Origin of the sequence: Mesorhizobium sp. M0029, assembly GCF_040323735.1 — a bacterium.
Taxonomy (GTDB): domain Bacteria; phylum Pseudomonadota; class Alphaproteobacteria; order Rhizobiales; family Rhizobiaceae; genus Mesorhizobium.
Map to the genome: position 1 here is coordinate 101,393 of NZ_JAMYVF010000012.1, position 17,855 is coordinate 119,247.

Consider the following 17,855-nt stretch of genomic DNA (forward strand, 5'->3'; position numbering starts at 1 on the left):
TGCGGCGACCGTCGCCGCGTGAGGTCGCGAATGCCGACCGGCCCGCTCACTTTCAACTGGACCGGACCGGTCTCTGCCTCTACGACATTGAAATCGGCGCCAATGCGCCAGCGGGAGCCCGCTTGAACGAGCGATGGAAGACTGTCCTGGTCCTTGCGTTCGCGCTCGCTGCCGCCGGCTGCGCCGGCCCCAACACCCATGACCTGTTGAACAAGACGACGGTTTCGGTGCCTGCCTCCGACATCGCGGCCACCCACGAAATCTTCGTCGCCACCACCCGCAAGCAGGCGACCAAGGACCCACGCCAGGTGTTCGATGGCGATCGCTCGCTGACCACCAGCTACGCCCGCGTCGACGTCACCGTGCCGAAGGTCCACCAGGTCGGCGCCATCGAGCGCGCCAAGGGCTCGGCAAATTCGAACCCGGCCAAGCAATTCACCGCCACCGACGTCGTCCACTATGGCGACGCCTCGCAATTCGCCAAGGCCGTCGGTGCCAACATCACCATGAATGGCGACCGCGCGCTGGTCTTCGTCCACGGCTTCAACAACGGCTTCGACGACGGGGTCTACCGGCTGACGCAGATCGCCCACGACACCGAATATCCCGGCACGCCGATCCTGTTTTCGTGGGCTTCGAGCGGCAAGACCACGGGCTATATCTACGACAAGGACAGCGCCAACGCCGCGCGCGACGACCTCGAGGCGACGCTCAGGATGCTCGCCAAGACAAAGGTCAAGAGCATCGACATCATCGCGCATTCGATGGGAACCTGGGTGACGATGGAAGCGCTGCGCCAGCTCGCCATCACCGGCGACCGCGATCTCGACGGCAAGCTCGGCCGTGTCGTCCTGGCATCGCCCGATATCGATGTCGACGTCTTCAAGAAGCAGATGATCCGCTACGGCAAGCCCGACAGGCCGTTCGTCATCCTGCTTTCCGCCGACGACCGTGCTCTGCGATTGTCCAGCCTGATATCCGGCGACAAGCCGCGCGTCGGCGACTACGGCAACGCCGCCGACATTGCCAGCTACGGCGTGGTCGTGGCCGACCTCAGCCAGATCAAGGGCGGCGACCGCCTGAACCACGCCAAATTCGCCGACAACCCGTTCCTGGTGCAATTGCTCGGCGACCGTCTGCGCGCTCCAGCCGGCCTGGCATCGGACGAACCCACGCAGGGCCAGATCGACAATCTCGGCCGAGGCCTCGGCAAGGCAGTCGGATCCGTCGCCGAGATCATCATCACGACGCCATTCAAGGTGCTGACCATCGCCACCGGCGGATGAGAGCCAAGCAGCGGGCTGATCTCAGATAAAAAGATCGACCTTCTGGAACGTCGTCACGTTGATCAGGCCGACATCGGAAATCCTGAGCTCCGGAATGACGACCAGCGCCAGCAGCGAGTGCTGCATGTAGGCGTTGTTGAGCGAGCAGCCCATCTTGCGCATCGCCTCGGTCAGTTTCTCCGCCTTGGCCGCCACGATTTCCGCCCGCTCGTCCGACATCAGCCCGGCGATCGGCATTTCGACCAGCGCAAGCTCCTTGCCCTTCGAAAACAGCACCACGCCCCCGCCGACCTCGCCCAGCCGGTTGACGGCCAGCGCCATGTCTTCCTTGTTGGTGCCGACGCAGATGATGTGGTGGGCATCATGTGCGACGCTCGACGCCATGGCGCAGTCGCCCATATAGCCGAAGCCTGAGACGAAGGCATTGGTGACGCCGCCGGTGCCGCGGTGGCGCTCGACCAGCGCGATCTGGCAGATGTCGTTGCGGCGGTCCATGGCGACCAGCCCGTCCTCGACCGGCAGGTCGGCCTCCAGCGCCCGCGTCGGCGCCTGGTTTTCGATCACGCCGATGACCCGCACCCGCACCTCGTTGGCGCCCTTGGGCGCCGCAATGTCGAAGTCGCCTGGCTTCAGCTTCTTGCCGAGCTTGACGGTGTTCTTCGCCGATTTGGGGTAATCATAGGCCGGAATGTCGATCTCGAGCTTGCCGCCTTTGGCCAGCCTGACGCCGCGGCCATAGACCTCGTCGATGGTCATGGCGGCGAGATCGGAGACGATCAGCAGATCGGCCAGCCGTCCCGGCGCGATCGAGCCGATCTCGCGCTCCAGCTTGAAATGCTGGGCGGTATTCAGCGTCGCCATCTGGATCGCCGTCACCGGCTTCAATCCCTGTTGGATGGCGTGGCGCACCACCCGGTCCATATGGCCTTCATGCACCAGCGTGCCGGAATGGCTGTCGTCGGTGCACAGGATGAAGTTGCGCGGGTCGAGCCCGCTCTCGGTCACCGCCTTGATCTGCGAGGCAACATCGTACCAGGCCGAGCCCAGCCGCAGCATTGCCTTCATGCCTTGGCGCACGCGGGCGATCGCGTCCTCGGCGCGCGTGCCTTCATGGTCGTCCTCCGGCCCGCCGGCGACATAGCCATGGAACGGCAGGCCGAGATCGCGCGACGCATAGTGGCCGCCGACCGTCTTGCCCGCTCGCACCGTGGCGGCTATCTCGCCCGACATCACCGGATCGTTGGCCACGACACCGGGAAAATTCATCACTTCGCCGAGCCCGATGATGTTTTCCCAGGTCATCGCTTCCGCGACATCGGCGACCGTCAGTTCGGCCCCGGCATGCTCCAGCCCCGGCGCGGACGGCACGCAGGACGGCATCTGGACATGGACGTTGATCGGCATGGCGACGGCCTCGTCATGCATCAGCCGCACGCCGGGCAGACCCAGCACATTGGCGATCTCGTGCGGATCGATGAACATCGAGGTGGTGCCGTGCGGGATGACGGCGCGGCAGAACTCGGTCACCGTCACCATGCCGCTCTCGACATGCATGTGCGCGTCGCACAGGCCGGGCACCAGATAGCGGCCGCCGGCATCGACCACCTTGGTGCCCTGGCCGATGGCATGGCTGGCATTCGGCCCGCAATAGGCGAAGCGGCCGCCGGCAACGGCGATGTCGGTGCCGGCTATGATTTCGCCGGAGTGCACGTTCACCCAGCGGCCGTTGCGAATGACGAGATCGGCAGGCTTGCGCCCCGTCGCGACGTCGACCAGATGCGTCGCCATCTCGGTCCAGGGTTTGGGTTTCGTCGCCGACGGCTGCTTGGCCATGAAAGACTCCTGTTTGCCCGACTGTGCCAAGCCGGCAAGGTTTTGGCCAGCGATCACGGACGAAATCCGCTTGATGAGAACTCACCCGGGCGGATGCGCTGCACCTGTTCACCCCGATGGCAGGCATCAACGGTGCAGTCATTCAGTTGGCTTGTGCCGCCACTTATGGTACCATTCTGGCCATGGTGCTGATTTGCGCCGACGACCCGCCGCGAGGCGGGTTTTTGTTGTGATGAGCCCGAAACCTCCTGAGGTGAAGTCATGATCCGGTTCCTGAAAGCAATCGCCCTCGTCACCCTGTTCCTGATCTCGGCCGGCTTTGCATCCGCCGAGGAGCGCTGGCTGACGCTGCCCGAACCGGCGGCCATGCCCAAGCCTGAACAGAGCGGATATGCGCCGGTCAACGGCATCCAGATGTACTATGCCGTTTTCGGCGCCGGTGATCCGATTCTCCTGATCCATTGCGGCCTTGGCCATGGCGACATCTGGGCAAGCCAGGTGGCGACGATGTCCAAGACGCACAAGGTGATCATTGCCGACAGCCGCGGCCATGGCCGTTCTACCCGCACCGAGCAAGCTTACGGCTATGACCTCATGGCGTCGGACTATCTTGCGCTGCTCGACTATCTCAAGATCGACAAGACCGCTCTTGTCGGCTGGAGCGACGGCGGCATTATCGGCATCGACATCGCGCTGCATCATCCGGAGCGGCTGACACGGCTCTTTGCGCAGGCCGCCAACGTCACCACCGATGGCGTCGATCCGGGTGTGCTGACCAACAAGACCTTTGCCGCCTACATCGACCGCTCGGGCCGCGACTACAAGAAACTGGCGAAGACTCCCGACCAGTACGGTGCCTTCGTGGCGCAGATCAGCCACATGTGGGAGTCGGAGCCGGCCTGGACCAAGGAACAGCTCGGCAAGATAACCACGCCGACCGCGATCGTTGCCGGCGACCATGACGAGGCGATCAAGCGCGAACACACCGAATACATGGCCTCCGTCATTCCGGGCGCCAAGCTCATCATCCTGCCCAACGCCAGTCATTTCGCCATGCTGCAGGCGCCGGACGAATATAGCCAGGCGGCGCTGGACTTCATCGACGCCAAATAGCGCCCCCAGCTGAGCACCCAGCGCAGCAACGGGTACATTCCGATTGTTGAACAATGGGTTCCGTTTTGCGGCGAATAGGATTACCTTCCGGCAAGGCGCCTTCTGAACCGCCTTTTCGGAGAACTCGATGCGCTGTCTGACCATTGCCAGTGCCGGATTTCTGATTGCTCTGGCCGGGCCGGCATTCGCCGCCGACCCGATGGCGGTGCCGATGACCGAACCAGGCTTCGACTGGACCGGCTACTATGCCGGCCTGCAGGCCGGCTACGGCTGGGGCCAGTCCGACATATCAGTGACGGAAGGCGCGCCGTTTTCCATCTCGCCCGACATTGACGGCGGTTTCGTCGGCGGCCATGTCGCCGGCCTGTGGCAGTTCGATCAGGCGGTGCTCGGCGCCGAGGCGGAGCTCAATTATTCCGCCGTCGACGGTACGGCGGTATCAGGCCTTGGAAGCACATTCCGCACGGACATCAAGTGGTTCGGATCTGTAAACGCCAAAGCGGGCTTCGCCATGGACCGCGTGCTGGTCTATGGCGTCGGCGGCGTCGCCTTTGCCGGCATCGAAACTTCGCAAGTCGCGGGCGCGTCGTTCGCCGGCACACGCACGAATGTCGGCTGGACCTTGGGCGCCGGCGTTGACTATGCGCTGACCGACAAATTCATCGTCGGCGCGCAATATCGCTATTACGATTTCGGCTCCGAGCACTATGACGTGGCGGAACCCTTCAACGATCGGGATCAGGATGTGAAACTGAACGCGGTCGGTATCAATCTCAGCTACAAATTCTGAGCGTTCTCGGCGACTGAGATTTTCGCGACAACCAATTGTTTTGAAATCACGAACCCCCTTTCATGAGTTCGACACTCGGCAAAAGATGGCTTGACGGGTTTTCGCTGGCGTCTGAAAAGGGCTGGCCTGCGGACGTGGCGGAATTGGTAGACGCAAGGGACTTAAAATCCCTCGATCTCTGATCGTACGGGTTCGATTCCCGTCGTCCGCACCAATTGAAATACTTAGGATTCGTTCTGTACGAACTGACTGGCTACCATAGAAAAGGCTGACGCGGGTAGCCGTAGGGCAGCCGGGATACAAAGCCGGGAACTGCCATGCTGGATTTTCAAGACTTGGTCGCTCATTGGGAAGCTCTGCTAAATCAGCAGTTGAGGCCGAGATGCAGGAAAGCCTAAGCCTAGACTTCAAGACACTGCGGTTGGAAAACAGGGGCCCGCTTTCACAGCTCACGAACAACCAACTAAGGATGGTCGGGCGGCGTTGGCAAAAGCACTGTCAGCCTTCCAATTCGGCCGGTGGTGTTTTGGTGTTCGGTATTGGCTGCCGTAAGAACAGTGACGGGCTGACTGCGCAACTGCGCTTGAGCCAATCCCGAACTGGAAAGTAGCCCCTTCGGTCGTAAGCTCGGCAGTTGGGGATCTACTGCAGCCGAAAAACGACGGTATCCGTGTCCGGATTTGCATCGAATGCCGACCAAAACGCCGGTTTCATAGTCATCGACGTGCCACGGTCGGAACGTCGACCACACCGCAGCGATCAAATGCTATATTAGAAGCGTGCTGGTAGCTCTTCATACGCTATGGAGCATGTCGACATCGAGGATGCCTTCCGAAGGATCTCCGTACGGGAACTTACAATGACATGAGAAATACGCGTCGTCCGGCCTTAACGGTCATTATGACATCAGGATGTGGCTGCAGAACGTCTCAAAGACCTTTGCGAGCCGCTTATCATATCGATGCCACTAGGGCTTGGCTTTGATAAATCGCATTGGCAGAGAAGAGGGACAAAACTGAAGAGGTTTTAACACTCTTGCTGGAATACCTGCTGCAACACTCCTGTCGGTAGCGACCGACCGCGCGGCCAGGCCAAGGCACTCCCTTAGGAGCCGGCTGGGGCCGCAGCGGCCCCAACTCGGTGGGCATGCTCCGTCGCGATTTTAAGAAGAGTTGCAGCCGTTTCCTGTGGCGTCCAACCTTGCGCTTCTGACGCAGTCACCAAGGCCGCAAACGCGGCTTCTAATGCGACTTCACAGTTCACCTCACGGTCTGGGCTATCCTCTGGCAATATCGGGGGTTCGACGGATTGGGACATTGTGACTTCTTTCAAAGGGGGAAAACCCGCCGCCCCAGCCTTTTGCCACTAGAAAATTTCAGCAAAGGATCATTCCAGCTATCAGCAGCGTGATTAGAACTGACAACGGCACGGCCAGAAGACCGACCAACTCAACATTTCTTGTGTTTTGTCGCTTGTCCATCTTCGTCGCCCGCATGTCGTTGGCTTTGGCATCTTGCCGTCAACGTGCAGCTGTTGGAACCAACCACAAGTGCCGCTGATCGGAGATTCAGTCGGTGCTGCATATTAGCAACACATTGTGGAACGATCGGGCGGCATCAGCCAATTGCTTTTGAATGCCCTTGCACTTGCTTCGTACGATTCCGTACAGTTTCCCCCATTGGGGAGGCGGCCGATGGACCATGACGAGGAAGGCTACAGCATTGACGCCTTCGATTTCGATGTGGTGTGCGAGACCTTCAGGAGATCCGTTCGGGAGCTGAACCTGGCTGAAGAGCATTGGGTAGACCACGCGAAGGCGCTCCTACGGGAATTCACCGACAGCGCACCTGATGACGACATGATTAGCCGGATCGTCGGGCGCTAGTGGCCTATACAGCCCTAGTTGGTTAGAATCGTACCCCGGTCCTGCCACGGAAACCTTTTCCAAGGTTTGCCGCGTCATAGAGGCGTCACAGAAGCTCTTGGAACAGATTGCCCAGCGCGGAGGGCCCTATGACGAAAAAGCTCGCCACCGTGAGGCAGCGGGCAGTTTTGGGAGAAACAGAAATGGGAACAATGGACCCCCGAATTGCCAACGGGCCATCGCCAATGCCGTCAGAGAGCCCTGCCTGGACGTGTGGAGTCCTGTCCGGCCCTCGCCATTGATTTCGTCGGCAAGCTTGTCTTTGGCCTCGTCATAGGAGTTGGCATCGGGATGGCAATCGCCGGCTGCCAAGGATGCCGGGCCGCTGGCCGACCCATCAGTTAGGCGTCCGTAGCCAGAGCGTTATAAAGCAGCAAACACGCCAGGATAGGAACGGCGCTGCCTAGCAGCTGGTCTGCCGTGAGGCCGGAAAAATAGACAAGATGAAACGTCACCATCGCTCTACCAATCACGGTTCGGAACACTGCCGAATTAACCGTTAGCCGACGCTAATGTTCCGCTCTGGACTCACTACCGCTTTGGAAGAATCCTGCATCAGCGCCCCGCCGACCTTGATCTCAACGTCGGTGCCACAAGGCTTTCCTTCGTTCGCATGGTTCGCAGAGATTAGCACGATCGCATACTCTCATCTCATCCGGCGTCGTCTCCCTCACAAAGCAGCGCCGGTAAGGCTCGGCGACCTTCTTGTTTGTCCCGTGTGCCAAAGGAGGTCGCCGGGCCTGCCGTTGCTCATCTTTGCTGGTGGTTGCTCCTGATGGCTGCGCTTGGCGCCGTCGCCCTACTGCTACCTGCGGGATAAGGCCGGCGAGCCCTCTTGTCAGGCAGTCCGGCATGTAGGATTATAGTCCTCGTTGCGGCGACCCCTCAATGGAGAGCGCCAATGGCCAGAACCAAACCTTCGGAACAACTTTCCCGGGCTGAAATCGAGCGCTTCCTGGCGGCAGCCGAAGCGCTGCACAAGAGCATCGTCGGGCCGCTCCTGGCGTACCACGGCGAGCACTACCAAGCTCTACGTAAGGTCCATGGACCCCTGTTGAAGTCGATCGAGACCATCACCGGCCAGAAGTCGAAGTTCATCCAGTGGAACGGGACAGGACCGGCACAGCCCCGGGACAAGCCTCCGGGCTAAGTCTCCTCCCGGAAATCCAGCAGCTTGGCATGGCGAAGCTTCTCCTCGCCCTTCAGGAACCGCACGCGGCCGACCAGGCCCGGCTTTAGCCATTCGGCTTTGTCACTTTTGAGCCCTTTCGGCGCCGGCCCGCCAATCTTGCCTTGCACGCGGTCCCATAGGCGCTGGCGCTTGTCCGCCTTGAAGGTGACGAAGGCGCCGCCGGCATAGTGGCCTTTGTCGGCCATCAGCACCATGGCAGGCTTGCCGGGCTCGCGCTGCACGCCGATGATGTCCATCTCCTTTTCGGCATAGCACTTGATCTTGCGCCAGTTCGTCGTCGTACCCGACCGATACTTGCTGCCCTTCCGCTTTGAAACGATACCTTCAAGCCCAGCCTGGTCGACCAGATGAAAGACGGCGTCGCCAGTGCCCGGCATCGCTTCGCTGAACTGAATTCGGCCGCCGTCCGGGATCAACGCCCGGAGTATCTCGCGACGGTCTTCCACCGGCGTGTTCCGCAAGTCATGCCCGTTCAGGTGCAAGAGGTCGAATGCTAGCAGATACAGATCGCGCGACGGCTTGCGGCTGGTCGCGGCTGATTGATGCGCATGGAAGTCGGATAGGCCAGCCTCATTGATCGTAATGGTCTCGCCGTCGATGATGAAGTCTTTCGCCTCGATCGCTTCCGCCTCACCGGCAAGTTGGATGTAGCGGCCCGTCCAATCATAACCGTTCTTGGTGATCAGCCGAATCCCGTCATCATCCTTGATGACCTGGGTGCGGTAGCCATCGAATTTGATCTCATGAATCCATTCATCGCCCATCGGCGGCGTGTCGACCAGTTCGGGTTCCATGGGCTTAATGAATTTCAGACGCATGCACTGACTCGCAGAACTGCGACTTCAATTAGCTAGCGCTAAATTAGTTCCGGAACATTTTAGACGAATTGGATGTTTGAAGGGCTATGAAGATCGAAGCCGACCAATGCCGGGCAGCGCTGACGCTCATCCGGCGCACAATGGAAGAGCACTGTCCTCCTGGCGTGCTGCCGAGCGAAGAGATGGTCAATGGGCTCTATGGTCCGGAACTGATGCATGAGGCGGAAGCCATTGCCGCCGGCATCGTCGCAACCATTGACCAGCTGCAATTGCACGTGATGAAACCGCCGCCCCCTAGTATCAAATAGAGACCGACACAGGGAAGGTCGCTTGGCCGCGCGATCGTGGGCTCGCAACGACCGGCGAGGCGATGCCGGCCTCACCAAGGGTTACAGCCCCTCGACCAGCAGCGAAGGCGGCTCGCGGCAGTGCAACGCCCGAAGTGTTTCGAGACGACGATGTCCACCGAGCGTAGCCAGCGCGCGTCGTGCTGCACAAGGACCGAGGCAGCGGCACGGCCGCCCGGGTTACTCCAAAGGCGGCTCTTCGCTCTGTGGAGCCAAAACGGTGATATCCATCCTGGCGATTGTCGATGCGGCGCGCCCCTGGGCGCCAGAATCCGTGTCGCCACTTTCTGCCGCCATTGCCTTGGCGCGATGTCCTACGCTGTCTGCGCTTTTGCCTGGCGCAAATCCTTCGCCCGGTTCTGTCTTTGCGGGTTTCGGTCGAGTTTCAGCTGCCTGCCGATGTTGGTTTCCAATCGCCGAGACCATTGATACCTCCCCTTGATGAGGCCGCGACTGTACCTGTCAAGGCTGTAGCGAGGCTGATCACTTAAGTGATCGGGTTGCGCCCGCTCGTAGTGGCCCTCCGATCACTGGGCTCTCGATGCCTTGGCGCTCGCGGACGTCTGGTCGGGTGGGAAGTTCAAACTCAGCCGCCCTTTGCGGCACCGGCTTCGCCCGACAACTAGGAACGATTTCGGCCGCCATGTGTTACGCAATCATGAATCTCGCGGATCCCGGATCAACAATGGCAACCGATCTTTTCACGATGCAACTCGCTGATGCTCAGCAGCGCATCAAACAGACCGAGTTCGCGCTGGTACTCAGCGAGAAAATGGTGGCTGAGAACCTCGCTTTATCCAGCAGGATACGATCGGCGAGGCGGCGTGTCCTGAAGGCCGGAAGGCCTCTGGCGACAGTCGACTCAACAAGCTGAAAGAGTTCTTCAAATGATCTCGACCCAGTCGGGACGTGGGAGAGCTTGCCGGTAACCTTAGCGGTAATCGGCCGAGTCGCAGCAGGAAGCGCGCCGAAAACTTGCTCGACGAAGACTGCGGCGTCGCTATGAACGCTACGGCTCAGTTGAGGCAGCACTTCGAAATCACGGCTATTGACCTGCTGAGCTATCAGTTTCCCTCGATCTCTAATGGTATGGGTTCTCCGCACCACCCTTCGCTCTTCGAGCTTCGGGTAGCACGCCACCAAGGCAGCCATCTCAAACGTCGAGATAGCCGGCGGCGACGAGCATTGCCTTGTACCGTTGGGCAAATCGGCTGGGCAAACGGCTGAGGTAACTTGACGCGCCAATATCCCAATGCGCGCCCAGTTCGCGGTCGAAGGCAGCCGGGTCGAATTGCAGCAAGCCGCTGCGTGGGTAGACCGTGAATTCTCCGAAGATCGGCTCCCCCTCCTCCTCGTAGAAATCGACACGCACCATGTCGAACTCGCTGCCGAGCGCCTCGGCTGCCTCGATCATCCGCGCCAGGCTCTTGGGAGGGGGAATTTCCAGGCTCGAGTCGATCGCGCCCTGGACGATGTTCAGCGGGCGCCAATCGCGATCCAGGTGGGCGGTATTCTTGACCGTGGAACGGAAGGCGACGACGACGATGTAGGCGACGCGGCCAGCCAGCACACAGAATTTGTAGTCGACCGGGTCATAATCCTGGTCCTTGCCGACAAGCGCTTCGACGAAAACCCGCCGCTCTATGTGCGCATAGCTGCGCTCCAGCTTGCGGGCGCCATAGGTTTGGCCAAGGTATTCCGTCATCTCGGCAATGATCGCCTCCCGGTCGGCGTTGGCCGGATCGCGAACGATGACATTCATGGCGCAACCGTGGTTGCATTTGACGGCGTAGGGGATTTTCAGGTCATCGAAGGGGATCTGGCGCGGATCGTCGCCCTGCCACAGCACCTCCGGGATGGCGAGCCCGGGAAGCCGCTCCCTGACGATTTCCTTGGACTTGAGCTTGTCGAGAAGGCCGATAAAGCGAGGATCGTCATCGAAAATCTTGCGCCAGTGGACCTTTTCCGTGAACGTCACCGGGGCTGCAAAATTCGGCAGATGCCGCATTCGCTCAAGGAAACGCTGGGTCAACCGGCGATAGCGGACAAGCAGCGCGGCGTTCAGCAACAGGAGAGATGCCCGCGCGCTGTTTCGCTTCAGCCATGCCTTTGCGCCACGCGCCATTCAGGTGTCCTTGCAACTTGCGCAACTTCATCCGCGAAGTGGACGGCCACCCTGCCCGCAGCAGTGAGGCACGTCGAGCTTCGCCGAGCTAGCCCTTCATCGGGTACAGTTTCAAATGCTGGATCAGGATGATCGTCTTGGCATCGATGATGCGGCCGTCTGAAATGCCGGCCAGCGCTTCATCAAGCCGCATTTCCAGAACCTCGATGTCCTCGCCCTCGTCGGCCGCGCCGCCGCCGGCCGAGATGCGGTCGGCGGGTGAATAGCGCGCCACGAAGAACCATAGCCGTTCGGTGACGCTGCCCGGGCTCATATAGGGGGAAAACAGCCGCTCGATGTTCTGTAGGCGATAGCCGAGCTCTTCCTCGGCCTCCTTGAGGATGGCGGTTTCGGGATCGTTTTTGTCGAGCAGGCCGGCGCAGGCCTCGATCAGCGGTTCGCGGTGGCCGGTGACGTAGGCGGGGTAGCGGAACTGCCGCACCAGAAGCACCGTCTGACGCTCGGGATCGAAAGGCAGGATCACCGCGCCGTCGCCACGATCGTAGGTCTGGCGAATCTGCGTCTCCCACTGCCCGTCTCGCCGACGGTAATCGAGAACGGTCTTCTTCAGGACCGCCCAGTCGTCGGACAGGACTTCCTCCGAGCGGATGCGGATACGATCTTCCATGATGAGCTCCAAGCTGTCGGCGCCATGGCGTAACCGCGAACGGTTTTGCGCGCAACCGGAACGGCGAAGCTTTCACCGCCTCGTGTCTGGTGCCGGCAACTGCCATCGCCTAAATAGCTGCAGTCCCTCTCCGGAGTTTTTTGATGACCGCAGCGCTTTTCCAGCCGATCGTCCTCGATGGCCTGACCTTTCCGAATCGTATCGCGGTGGCGCCGATGTGCCAGTATTCCGCCGAAGACGGCTCGGCCAGCGACTGGCATCTCTATCACTGGATGAACCTGGCGATGTCGGGCGCCGGCATGGTCACCGTCGAGATGACCGACGTCGAACGGCGCGGCCGCATCACCCATGGCTGCCTCGGCCTCTATTCCGACGACAACGAGGCGGCCGCCCGGCGCACGCTGGATGCAGCGAGGCGCGTCGCCGCGCCGGAAACGAAATTCGGTATTCAGCTTGCCCATGCCGGCCGCAAGGCATCCAACCGAAAGCCCTGGGAAGGCGGCGGCCCATTGCAGCCGGGCGAGGATCCCTGGCAGACCGTCTCAGCCTCGGCCGTCGCCTATGACACCGGCTGGAATGTGCCGCATGCGCTGGAGGAGGATGAAATCCTGCAGCTCATCGAGCGCTTCACTCAAGCCGCGAGGCGGGCCGAGCGCGCCGGCTTCGACTTCCTCGAGTTGCACGCCGCGCACGGCTATCTGATCTTCCAGTTCCTGTCGCCGCTCTCCAACCAGCGCACCGACCGCTGGGGCGGCTCGCTGGAAAACCGCATGCGTTTCCTCATCGAGATCGCCAAATCGGTGAGGAAGGCGGTTCCAAACCTGATGCTTGGCGCCCGCCTGTCGGTGAAGGACTGGGTCGATGGCGGTTTCGAGGTCGCGGACGCGATCGAGGTGGCCAAAGCCTTGAAGGCGCTTGATGTTGCCTATCTCTGCTGTTCGAGCGGCGGCAATTCGCCGTTGCAGAAGCTGCCGACCGGCCCCGGCTATCAGGTGCATCTGGCCGAAGCGGTGCGCAAGGGCGCCGGCATCCCGACACGGGCTGTCGGCCTGATCGACGATCCCGCGCAGGCAGAAGCGATCGTCGCCGACGGCCGCGCCGACATGGTCGCGCTGGCCCGCGCCTTCCTCGCCGATCCGCGCTGGGGCTGGCGCGCCGCCGCCACCTTCAGCGAGAAAATCCATCCCGCGCCACAGCTCGCCCGCTCGGTGACGACGATGCAGCATTGGACGAAGGGCTGAACAGGCAGCGCCGACGGATGCGCCAAACGCATCTGCTGGACAGATTGCCGCAGCTTCGCTTTAATCCGCCCGCTATAGTCCCTGGGGGCAGGCCGCCTTGGCGGCCGGATTGGGAGCAAAGTCCATGGCATCAAGGGCAATCTATCCGGCGGCAGCCGCTCTGGTGGTCGCACTGTCGTTCGCCGCGTCGTCTCCGGTCGGCGCGCAATATTGCGAAGGCACGGTGCACGGCCTGTCCAGGCACTACGATCTCGATACCGGCAGCGGGTTTCTCGCCGTGCGCGCACGGCCGAACTCGTCGTCGCGCATGATCGGGCAATTGTTCAACGGCGACCACACCGAGATTTTCGACCGCCGGGGCAACTGGTACCAGGTCGAAATCGGCGGACGGACCGGCTGGGCCAACGCCCACTGGCTGCGCAACGACTGCGGTTACTGAGACGAACGATTGCGGTTGCTGAGACGCCAATGCATGTCGCCCAAAAGTGGGACCCGGTTTTGGGACAACGACATGCATTAAACAGAAATCAAAAGCGCGTCGCAAACGCGACGCGACTTTTGGGCGCAGGCTGACGGCCACTTTTGCAACCATATTGGCTGCTTTGCGTTGCGGCCATCATGGATAACAAACCTTTTGAAACCCCGGTCGTGGTCGAACTCGGCCATGTCGGCAAATATCGCCAGATCCGCAGCACCCAGGAAGCGGCGGAGTGTCTGATGACGGTGTGGCCGCTCAATCGCGGCCCGCGCCATCGTGATGCTCTCGACACTTGCCTCAAAGTGCTGGAAGGTTATCGTTCGACGGCCGATGCACGCAGGGCCTTGATCGAAGCGGCCAAGGAATCGGAAGTGCTGGTTCCCGAAGACCGGCTGCCAGACGCCAAGTTGCATTGAAGCCCAAATTGCAATGAAAAACGGGCCGCATTGAGCGGACGGACGAACCGGAGGATTTCATGGCGAAGCTGACTTACAAGATCGTCGAGCATGACGGGGGCTGGGCCTACAAGGTCGGTTCGACATTCTCGGAGACATTCCCGACCCACCAGGATGCGCTACGCGCCGCCGAGATCGCCTCGGCCGAACAGCAGATCGCCGGCGCCACGGACGGCATCCAGTATGAGGATGCCGAAGGCAAGTGGCACGACGAACTGGCCGACGGCCGCGACCGGCCGCAGACTGAAGTTTCCGACTGATCTTTGCCCCTCAGCTTTCGCTGCCGGCCGTGGATGCTCGCCTAAGCAATCCCCTAGGGAATTGCTTCAAACAAACAGGCGGGACATCCTGCCGGTCAGTCGAAGCCGCGGCTTGATCACTTGCCGCAATATTGATCGTTCACGTTGGGCCTCACATTTCCATAGGGTCCTGACGGGTCGGAGGCGCACGGCCCCGTAGCGCCGCCATAGCCTTGGCTGCCGTCGGCATTGATGCTGCCGGTGGTGCTCTGGTCGACGGTCGATGACTGCTCGTTCCCGAACGGCCACCAGCTGTGATGGTTGGAATACGTGCCGTCCGATGACTGCGCCATCGCCGATGTGGCAAGACCGATCGTCAGCACGGATGCTGCAAAAACTTTCCTGTACATTGAATTACTCCGTATCCGCCGCCTTGGGTGCGACACGGGGTAAACCGGATATCAGCCGAATGGTTCAGTGAAATTGTTGTGAGGCTGTGGTGAGGTCTTGGCCGGCGAATGCCCGCTCGGCAATGCGCTTGATGAAGGCGATGACGCGGTCCGGCTCGACGAATTGCGGCATGTGGCCGAGGCCTTCGACCGCCTCGAAATCGAGCCCTTCGATCCTGTCCTTCATCGGCTCCCCATGTATGCGCATGGCGATGACGCGATCGGCTGTCCCGAAGAAAATCCCGGCCGGCATGGCGATCTCTCCATAGCGCTCTTCGATGCGGCCAAGATCCTGTTCGACCGCTACGAAATCGGTGGAGGTCGCATGGAAATGGCTTGGCCTCAGCCCGAGCCATCCGCCGCCATCGATCATGTAGTCGGCGGGAACGGCCTGGGGCGAGAAGATGAACTCCAGTGTCTGCCGCGCATATCTGAGGCTTGTCGGTATCGCGACGGTGTAGGCCATGATCCAGCGCCAAAGCCGCGAACGGATATAGAGCAGGCCCGCTTTCTCGCGGACGCCGGCTTCCAGATGCGTCAGCGGCGCCAGCAAAGCGATGCCGGAAATCGCGCCGGGATGTTCCACGGCCAGGGTCAGCGCGACGGCGCCGCCCAGGGAATGCCCGACCACAAGCGGCCTTTCCAGCGCGAGCGTTTCGATGAAGCGCCCTATGATCTCGGCCTGCTCAGGCAAGCGGCCGGTGGCTCCTTTGGCCCGCACCGAATAGCCCGATCCCGGCCGGTCGAGCGCGATCAGCCGGCAACCGGGGCCGAAGCGGTTGAACAGCGTGTGCTGGAACTGATGAAGCTGGGCGCCAAGTCCGTGCACGAACAGGATCGGCCGTCCCTCGCCCGTTTCGACATAATGGATGCGGCTGCCGTCGATCTCGACGAAGTTTCCGCTGGCCGGCACCAGCCTTTCGGCCTTGGCGGCAATCCAGAGCGTAGCGGCCACCAGACAGGCCACGATGACGAGAGCCAGCACGGACAGGCCGGCGACAAGCCAAAGCAGAATCGATACCAGCATGTTTTCACCCGGGAAGCGGACCGGCGCGCACCATCACCCACTGACGAACGCTCGGCAAGGCAGATGGCGGCTTGTGTCGGCATTGCCGCCAGTTCGATGGCGCGCTATCTCAGGCGACCTTCTTTCTGCCTCAGGCGACCTTGTCTGCCAACGGGCCTGTTTGCCGGAGCCTTCCATGCCTGAAATCGTCACTGCCGCCATGCTTGTCATCGGCGACGAGATTCTGTCCGGCCGCACCAAGGATAAAAATATCGGCCACCTCGCCGACATCATGACGGCCATCGGCATCGACCTGAAGGAAGTGCGCATCGTTCCCGACGAGGAGGACGAGATTGTCGCTGCGGTGAATGCCGTACGCGCCCGCTACACCTATGTCTTTACCACCGGTGGCATTGGCCCGACGCATGACGACATCACCGCCGATTCCGTTTCCAAGGCTTTTGGGGTGCCGTGCGAATACGACGCCAAGGCCTATGCCATGCTGGGCGAGAGCTATGCCGCGCGCGGCATCGAATACACCGAGGCCCGCAAGCGCATGGCGCGCATGCCGCGCGGCGCCGACCATATCGACAATCCGGTCTCCGTCGCGCCCGGCTTTCGCATCGGCAACGTCCATGTCATGGCCGGCGTGCCGGCGATTTTCCAGGCCATGCTCGACAATGTCGTGCCGACGCTGAAGGCCGGCACCAAGATGCTGTCGGCCACCGTCCATTGCCCGTTCGGCGAAGGCCTGATCGGCGGTCCCCTGGGCGACATCCAGAAGGCGCATCCCGACACCATCATCGGCTCCTATCCGAAATATGGCGACGGCAAATTCTGGACGGAGCTGGTCGTCCGCGCCCGCAGCCAGGAGGCGCTGGATTCGGCACGCAAGGACGTCGAGGCGATGGTGGCCGGCTTCACCGCCGCCAATTGACCCTGGGTTCGCGGACCATCGCCGGGCCGGAACCAAGCACCGCACTCCACGTTTTCCCTCGCGCGCAGCACGCGCTGGCAGATTTGAGGGATTTCGCATGCGCTTCAAGACCATCGTCGCCATATTGCAGAACGAACAGGACGCCGAACGCGTGCTCGACTGCGCCATCCCGCTTGCCGACCGGTTCGAGAGCCATCTCATCGGCATCCATGCCGAAGCGCTGCCCGTTCCCTACACCTCGGCAACCGGCTTCCCCGACACCGAGTTCCTGCAGGTCTCCGCCGACATGAACCGCGAGCGCGCCGAGAAATTGCAGGCGCTTTTCGTTGGGCGGATCGAGAATTCCGGCCTGTCCTTCGAATGGCGCAGCCTCGAGAGTTTTTCCGGCGACAGCGCTTTGACCGGCATTTCCAGCGTTCGCGCCGCCGACCTGATCATTGCCGCGCAGCGCGAGACCGGGGGCGACACGAGCGCCGATGTCGACACGCTGGTTTACGATGCCGGCCGGCCAGTGCTGGTGGTGCCGCATGAGGGGCCGTTGGTCACCACATTCAAACATGTGCTGCTGGCCTGGAACGGCAGCAAGGAGGCGGCGCGTGCCGCCTTCGACGCGCTGCCCTTCATCATCGAGGCCGAAAAGACCGACATTCTGGTCATCGATCCGCCGGATACGCTGGATGACAACCCGGAAGCCGCTGGCGCCGAGATCGCCGCGGCACTCTCCAGGCATGGCGCAACGGTCAGCGTGTCGGTGCAGAAATCGGGTAATGCTTCGGTCGATGACGTCATCCAGACCCGGATCGCCGAGACCGGAGCCGACCTTCTGGTGCTCGGCGCCTACAGCCATTCCTGGCTGCGTCAGCTTTTGTTCGGCGGCGTCACGCGCACCGTGTTGCGCAGCGTGCCGGTTGCGGCCTTTTTGTCGCGGTAACTCCACAGACTGGCCCCGCCCTTG

At 61.5% G+C, this 17,855-nt stretch carries 19 protein-coding genes and 1 tRNA gene; 14 read left to right on the forward strand and 6 right to left on the reverse strand.

Features of this window, described 5'->3' with window-relative positions; all coding sequences use genetic code 11:
* The first annotated feature begins 122 nt into the window (after nt 1–122).
* Nucleotides 123–1,286, forward strand: coding sequence for an alpha/beta hydrolase (locus NKJ76_RS20295; protein WP_352538219.1), 1,164 nt, complete (start codon nt 123–125; stop codon nt 1,284–1,286).
* Between the two features lie 21 nt (nt 1,287–1,307).
* Here NKJ76_RS20295 and ade read toward each other — a convergent pair whose 3' ends face one another.
* Nucleotides 1,308–3,119, reverse strand: coding sequence for an adenine deaminase (ade, locus tag NKJ76_RS20300; protein ID WP_352538220.1), 1,812 nt, complete (start codon nt 3,117–3,119; stop codon nt 1,308–1,310).
* 261 nt (nt 3,120–3,380) lie between these two features.
* On the opposite strand from ade, the gene NKJ76_RS20305 reads away from it, so the two are divergent.
* From NKJ76_RS20305 to NKJ76_RS20325, 5 genes are all read left to right on the forward strand, one after another.
* Nucleotides 3,381–4,232 (forward strand): alpha/beta fold hydrolase, encoded by an 852-nt coding sequence (locus tag NKJ76_RS20305; protein WP_352538221.1) that lies wholly within the window; start codon nt 3,381–3,383, stop codon nt 4,230–4,232.
* Between the two features lie 127 nt (nt 4,233–4,359).
* On the forward strand, nt 4,360–5,022 hold the full coding sequence (locus NKJ76_RS20310; RefSeq protein ID WP_023744835.1) for an outer membrane protein: 663 nt from the start codon (nt 4,360–4,362) through the stop codon (nt 5,020–5,022).
* Nucleotides 5,023–5,150: 128 nt separating this feature from the next.
* Nucleotides 5,151–5,236: transfer RNA gene (locus NKJ76_RS20315), tRNA-Leu, on the forward strand.
* Nucleotides 5,237–6,715: 1,479 nt separating this feature from the next.
* Complete coding sequence (locus NKJ76_RS20320; RefSeq protein WP_023667524.1) at nt 6,716–6,907, forward strand: hypothetical protein; 192 nt, start codon at nt 6,716–6,718, stop codon at nt 6,905–6,907.
* Between the two features lie 940 nt (nt 6,908–7,847).
* Nucleotides 7,848–8,096 (forward strand): hypothetical protein, encoded by a 249-nt coding sequence (locus NKJ76_RS20325; protein ID WP_352520436.1) that lies wholly within the window; start codon nt 7,848–7,850, stop codon nt 8,094–8,096.
* On the opposite strand, the gene NKJ76_RS20330 is transcribed toward NKJ76_RS20325, so the two are convergent.
* The gene (locus tag NKJ76_RS20330; protein WP_352538222.1) at nt 8,093–8,956 is read right to left on the reverse strand and encodes an ATP-dependent DNA ligase; all 864 of its coding nucleotides are present in this window, start codon (nt 8,954–8,956) and stop codon (nt 8,093–8,095) included. The two genes, NKJ76_RS20325 and NKJ76_RS20330, sit on opposite strands and share 4 nt — an antisense overlap.
* Nucleotides 8,957–9,042: 86 nt before the next feature.
* Here NKJ76_RS20330 and NKJ76_RS20335 point away from each other — a divergent pair, with 86 nt between their 5' ends.
* Nucleotides 9,043–9,264 (forward strand): hypothetical protein, encoded by a 222-nt coding sequence (locus NKJ76_RS20335; RefSeq protein ID WP_352538223.1) that lies wholly within the window; start codon nt 9,043–9,045, stop codon nt 9,262–9,264.
* A gap of 724 nt (nt 9,265–9,988) precedes the next feature.
* On the forward strand, nt 9,989–10,177 hold the full coding sequence (locus NKJ76_RS20340) for a hypothetical protein (RefSeq protein WP_023688348.1): 189 nt from the start codon (nt 9,989–9,991) through the stop codon (nt 10,175–10,177).
* A gap of 279 nt (nt 10,178–10,456) precedes the next feature.
* On the opposite strand, the gene NKJ76_RS20345 is transcribed toward NKJ76_RS20340, so the two are convergent.
* Entirely contained in the window at nt 10,457–11,428 is a 972-nt protein-coding gene (locus NKJ76_RS20345) for an ATP-grasp fold amidoligase family protein (RefSeq protein WP_352538224.1), read from the reverse strand.
* An 88-nt stretch (nt 11,429–11,516) separates the two neighbouring features.
* Nucleotides 11,517–12,095: an NUDIX domain-containing protein gene (locus tag NKJ76_RS20350; protein ID WP_023688346.1), complete on the reverse strand. Its 579-nt coding sequence runs from the start codon at nt 12,093–12,095 to the stop codon at nt 11,517–11,519.
* Nucleotides 12,096–12,238: 143 nt separating this feature from the next.
* Here NKJ76_RS20350 and NKJ76_RS20355 point away from each other — a divergent pair, with 143 nt between their 5' ends.
* From NKJ76_RS20355 to NKJ76_RS20370, 4 genes are all read left to right on the forward strand, one after another.
* Nucleotides 12,239–13,336, forward strand: a complete 1,098-nt coding sequence (locus tag NKJ76_RS20355; protein ID WP_352538225.1) for an NADH:flavin oxidoreductase/NADH oxidase — start codon at nt 12,239–12,241, stop codon at nt 13,334–13,336.
* A 124-nt stretch (nt 13,337–13,460) separates the two neighbouring features.
* The gene (locus NKJ76_RS20360; protein ID WP_023691186.1) at nt 13,461–13,775 is read left to right on the forward strand and encodes an SH3 domain-containing protein; all 315 of its coding nucleotides are present in this window, start codon (nt 13,461–13,463) and stop codon (nt 13,773–13,775) included.
* A gap of 176 nt (nt 13,776–13,951) precedes the next feature.
* Entirely contained in the window at nt 13,952–14,230 is a 279-nt protein-coding gene (locus NKJ76_RS20365; protein WP_032891817.1) for a DUF982 domain-containing protein, read from the forward strand.
* 59 nt (nt 14,231–14,289) lie between these two features.
* Nucleotides 14,290–14,529 (forward strand): DUF2188 domain-containing protein, encoded by a 240-nt coding sequence (locus NKJ76_RS20370; protein WP_023667535.1) that lies wholly within the window; start codon nt 14,290–14,292, stop codon nt 14,527–14,529.
* 116 nt (nt 14,530–14,645) lie between these two features.
* On the opposite strand, the gene NKJ76_RS20375 is transcribed toward NKJ76_RS20370, so the two are convergent.
* Together NKJ76_RS20375 and NKJ76_RS20380 are read right to left on the reverse strand one after the other, a co-directional pair.
* Nucleotides 14,646–14,918 carry a hypothetical protein gene (locus NKJ76_RS20375; RefSeq protein WP_023667536.1) on the reverse strand — a complete coding sequence of 91 codons (273 nt, stop codon included), beginning with the start codon at nt 14,916–14,918 and terminating at the stop codon, nt 14,646–14,648.
* Nucleotides 14,919–14,982: 64 nt separating this feature from the next.
* Nucleotides 14,983–15,984: an alpha/beta fold hydrolase gene (locus tag NKJ76_RS20380; protein WP_352538226.1), complete on the reverse strand. Its 1,002-nt coding sequence runs from the start codon at nt 15,982–15,984 to the stop codon at nt 14,983–14,985.
* A gap of 175 nt (nt 15,985–16,159) precedes the next feature.
* On the opposite strand from NKJ76_RS20380, the gene NKJ76_RS20385 reads away from it, so the two are divergent.
* Both NKJ76_RS20385 and NKJ76_RS20390 read left to right on the forward strand, forming a co-directional pair.
* Nucleotides 16,160–16,900, forward strand: coding sequence for a competence/damage-inducible protein A (locus NKJ76_RS20385; RefSeq protein WP_023681539.1), 741 nt, complete (start codon nt 16,160–16,162; stop codon nt 16,898–16,900).
* A gap of 97 nt (nt 16,901–16,997) precedes the next feature.
* Entirely contained in the window at nt 16,998–17,831 is an 834-nt protein-coding gene (locus NKJ76_RS20390; protein ID WP_023681540.1) for a universal stress protein, read from the forward strand.
* The last annotated feature ends 24 nt before the right edge of the window (nt 17,832–17,855 follow it).

Excerpts from the sequence above, each read along its gene's own strand:
- NKJ76_RS20335 (WP_352538223.1), top strand. The coding sequence starts at position 9,043 with ATGAAGATCGAAGCCGACCAATGCCGGGCAGCGCTGACGCTCATCCGG.
- NKJ76_RS20340 (WP_023688348.1), top strand. The coding sequence starts at position 9,989 with ATGGCAACCGATCTTTTCACGATGCAACTCGCTGATGCTCAGCAGCGC.
- NKJ76_RS20345 (WP_352538224.1), bottom strand. The coding sequence starts at position 11,428 with ATGGCGCGTGGCGCAAAGGCATGGCTGAAGCGAAACAGCGCGCGGGCA.
- NKJ76_RS20325 (WP_352520436.1), top strand. The coding sequence starts at position 7,848 with ATGGCCAGAACCAAACCTTCGGAACAACTTTCCCGGGCTGAAATCGAG.
- NKJ76_RS20305 (WP_352538221.1), top strand. The coding sequence starts at position 3,381 with ATGATCCGGTTCCTGAAAGCAATCGCCCTCGTCACCCTGTTCCTGATC.
- NKJ76_RS20355 (WP_352538225.1), top strand. The coding sequence starts at position 12,239 with ATGACCGCAGCGCTTTTCCAGCCGATCGTCCTCGATGGCCTGACCTTT.
- NKJ76_RS20360 (WP_023691186.1), top strand. The coding sequence starts at position 13,461 with ATGGCATCAAGGGCAATCTATCCGGCGGCAGCCGCTCTGGTGGTCGCA.
- NKJ76_RS20370 (WP_023667535.1), top strand. The coding sequence starts at position 14,290 with ATGGCGAAGCTGACTTACAAGATCGTCGAGCATGACGGGGGCTGGGCC.
- NKJ76_RS20380 (WP_352538226.1), bottom strand. The coding sequence starts at position 15,984 with ATGCTGGTATCGATTCTGCTTTGGCTTGTCGCCGGCCTGTCCGTGCTG.
- NKJ76_RS20390 (WP_023681540.1), top strand. The coding sequence starts at position 16,998 with ATGCGCTTCAAGACCATCGTCGCCATATTGCAGAACGAACAGGACGCC.
- NKJ76_RS20320 (WP_023667524.1), top strand. The coding sequence starts at position 6,716 with ATGGACCATGACGAGGAAGGCTACAGCATTGACGCCTTCGATTTCGAT.
- ade (WP_352538220.1), bottom strand. The coding sequence starts at position 3,119 with ATGGCCAAGCAGCCGTCGGCGACGAAACCCAAACCCTGGACCGAGATG.
- NKJ76_RS20375 (WP_023667536.1), bottom strand. The coding sequence starts at position 14,918 with ATGTACAGGAAAGTTTTTGCAGCATCCGTGCTGACGATCGGTCTTGCC.
- NKJ76_RS20385 (WP_023681539.1), top strand. The coding sequence starts at position 16,160 with ATGCCTGAAATCGTCACTGCCGCCATGCTTGTCATCGGCGACGAGATT.
- NKJ76_RS20310 (WP_023744835.1), top strand. The coding sequence starts at position 4,360 with ATGCGCTGTCTGACCATTGCCAGTGCCGGATTTCTGATTGCTCTGGCC.
- NKJ76_RS20330 (WP_352538222.1), bottom strand. The coding sequence starts at position 8,956 with ATGCGTCTGAAATTCATTAAGCCCATGGAACCCGAACTGGTCGACACG.
- NKJ76_RS20350 (WP_023688346.1), bottom strand. The coding sequence starts at position 12,095 with ATGGAAGATCGTATCCGCATCCGCTCGGAGGAAGTCCTGTCCGACGAC.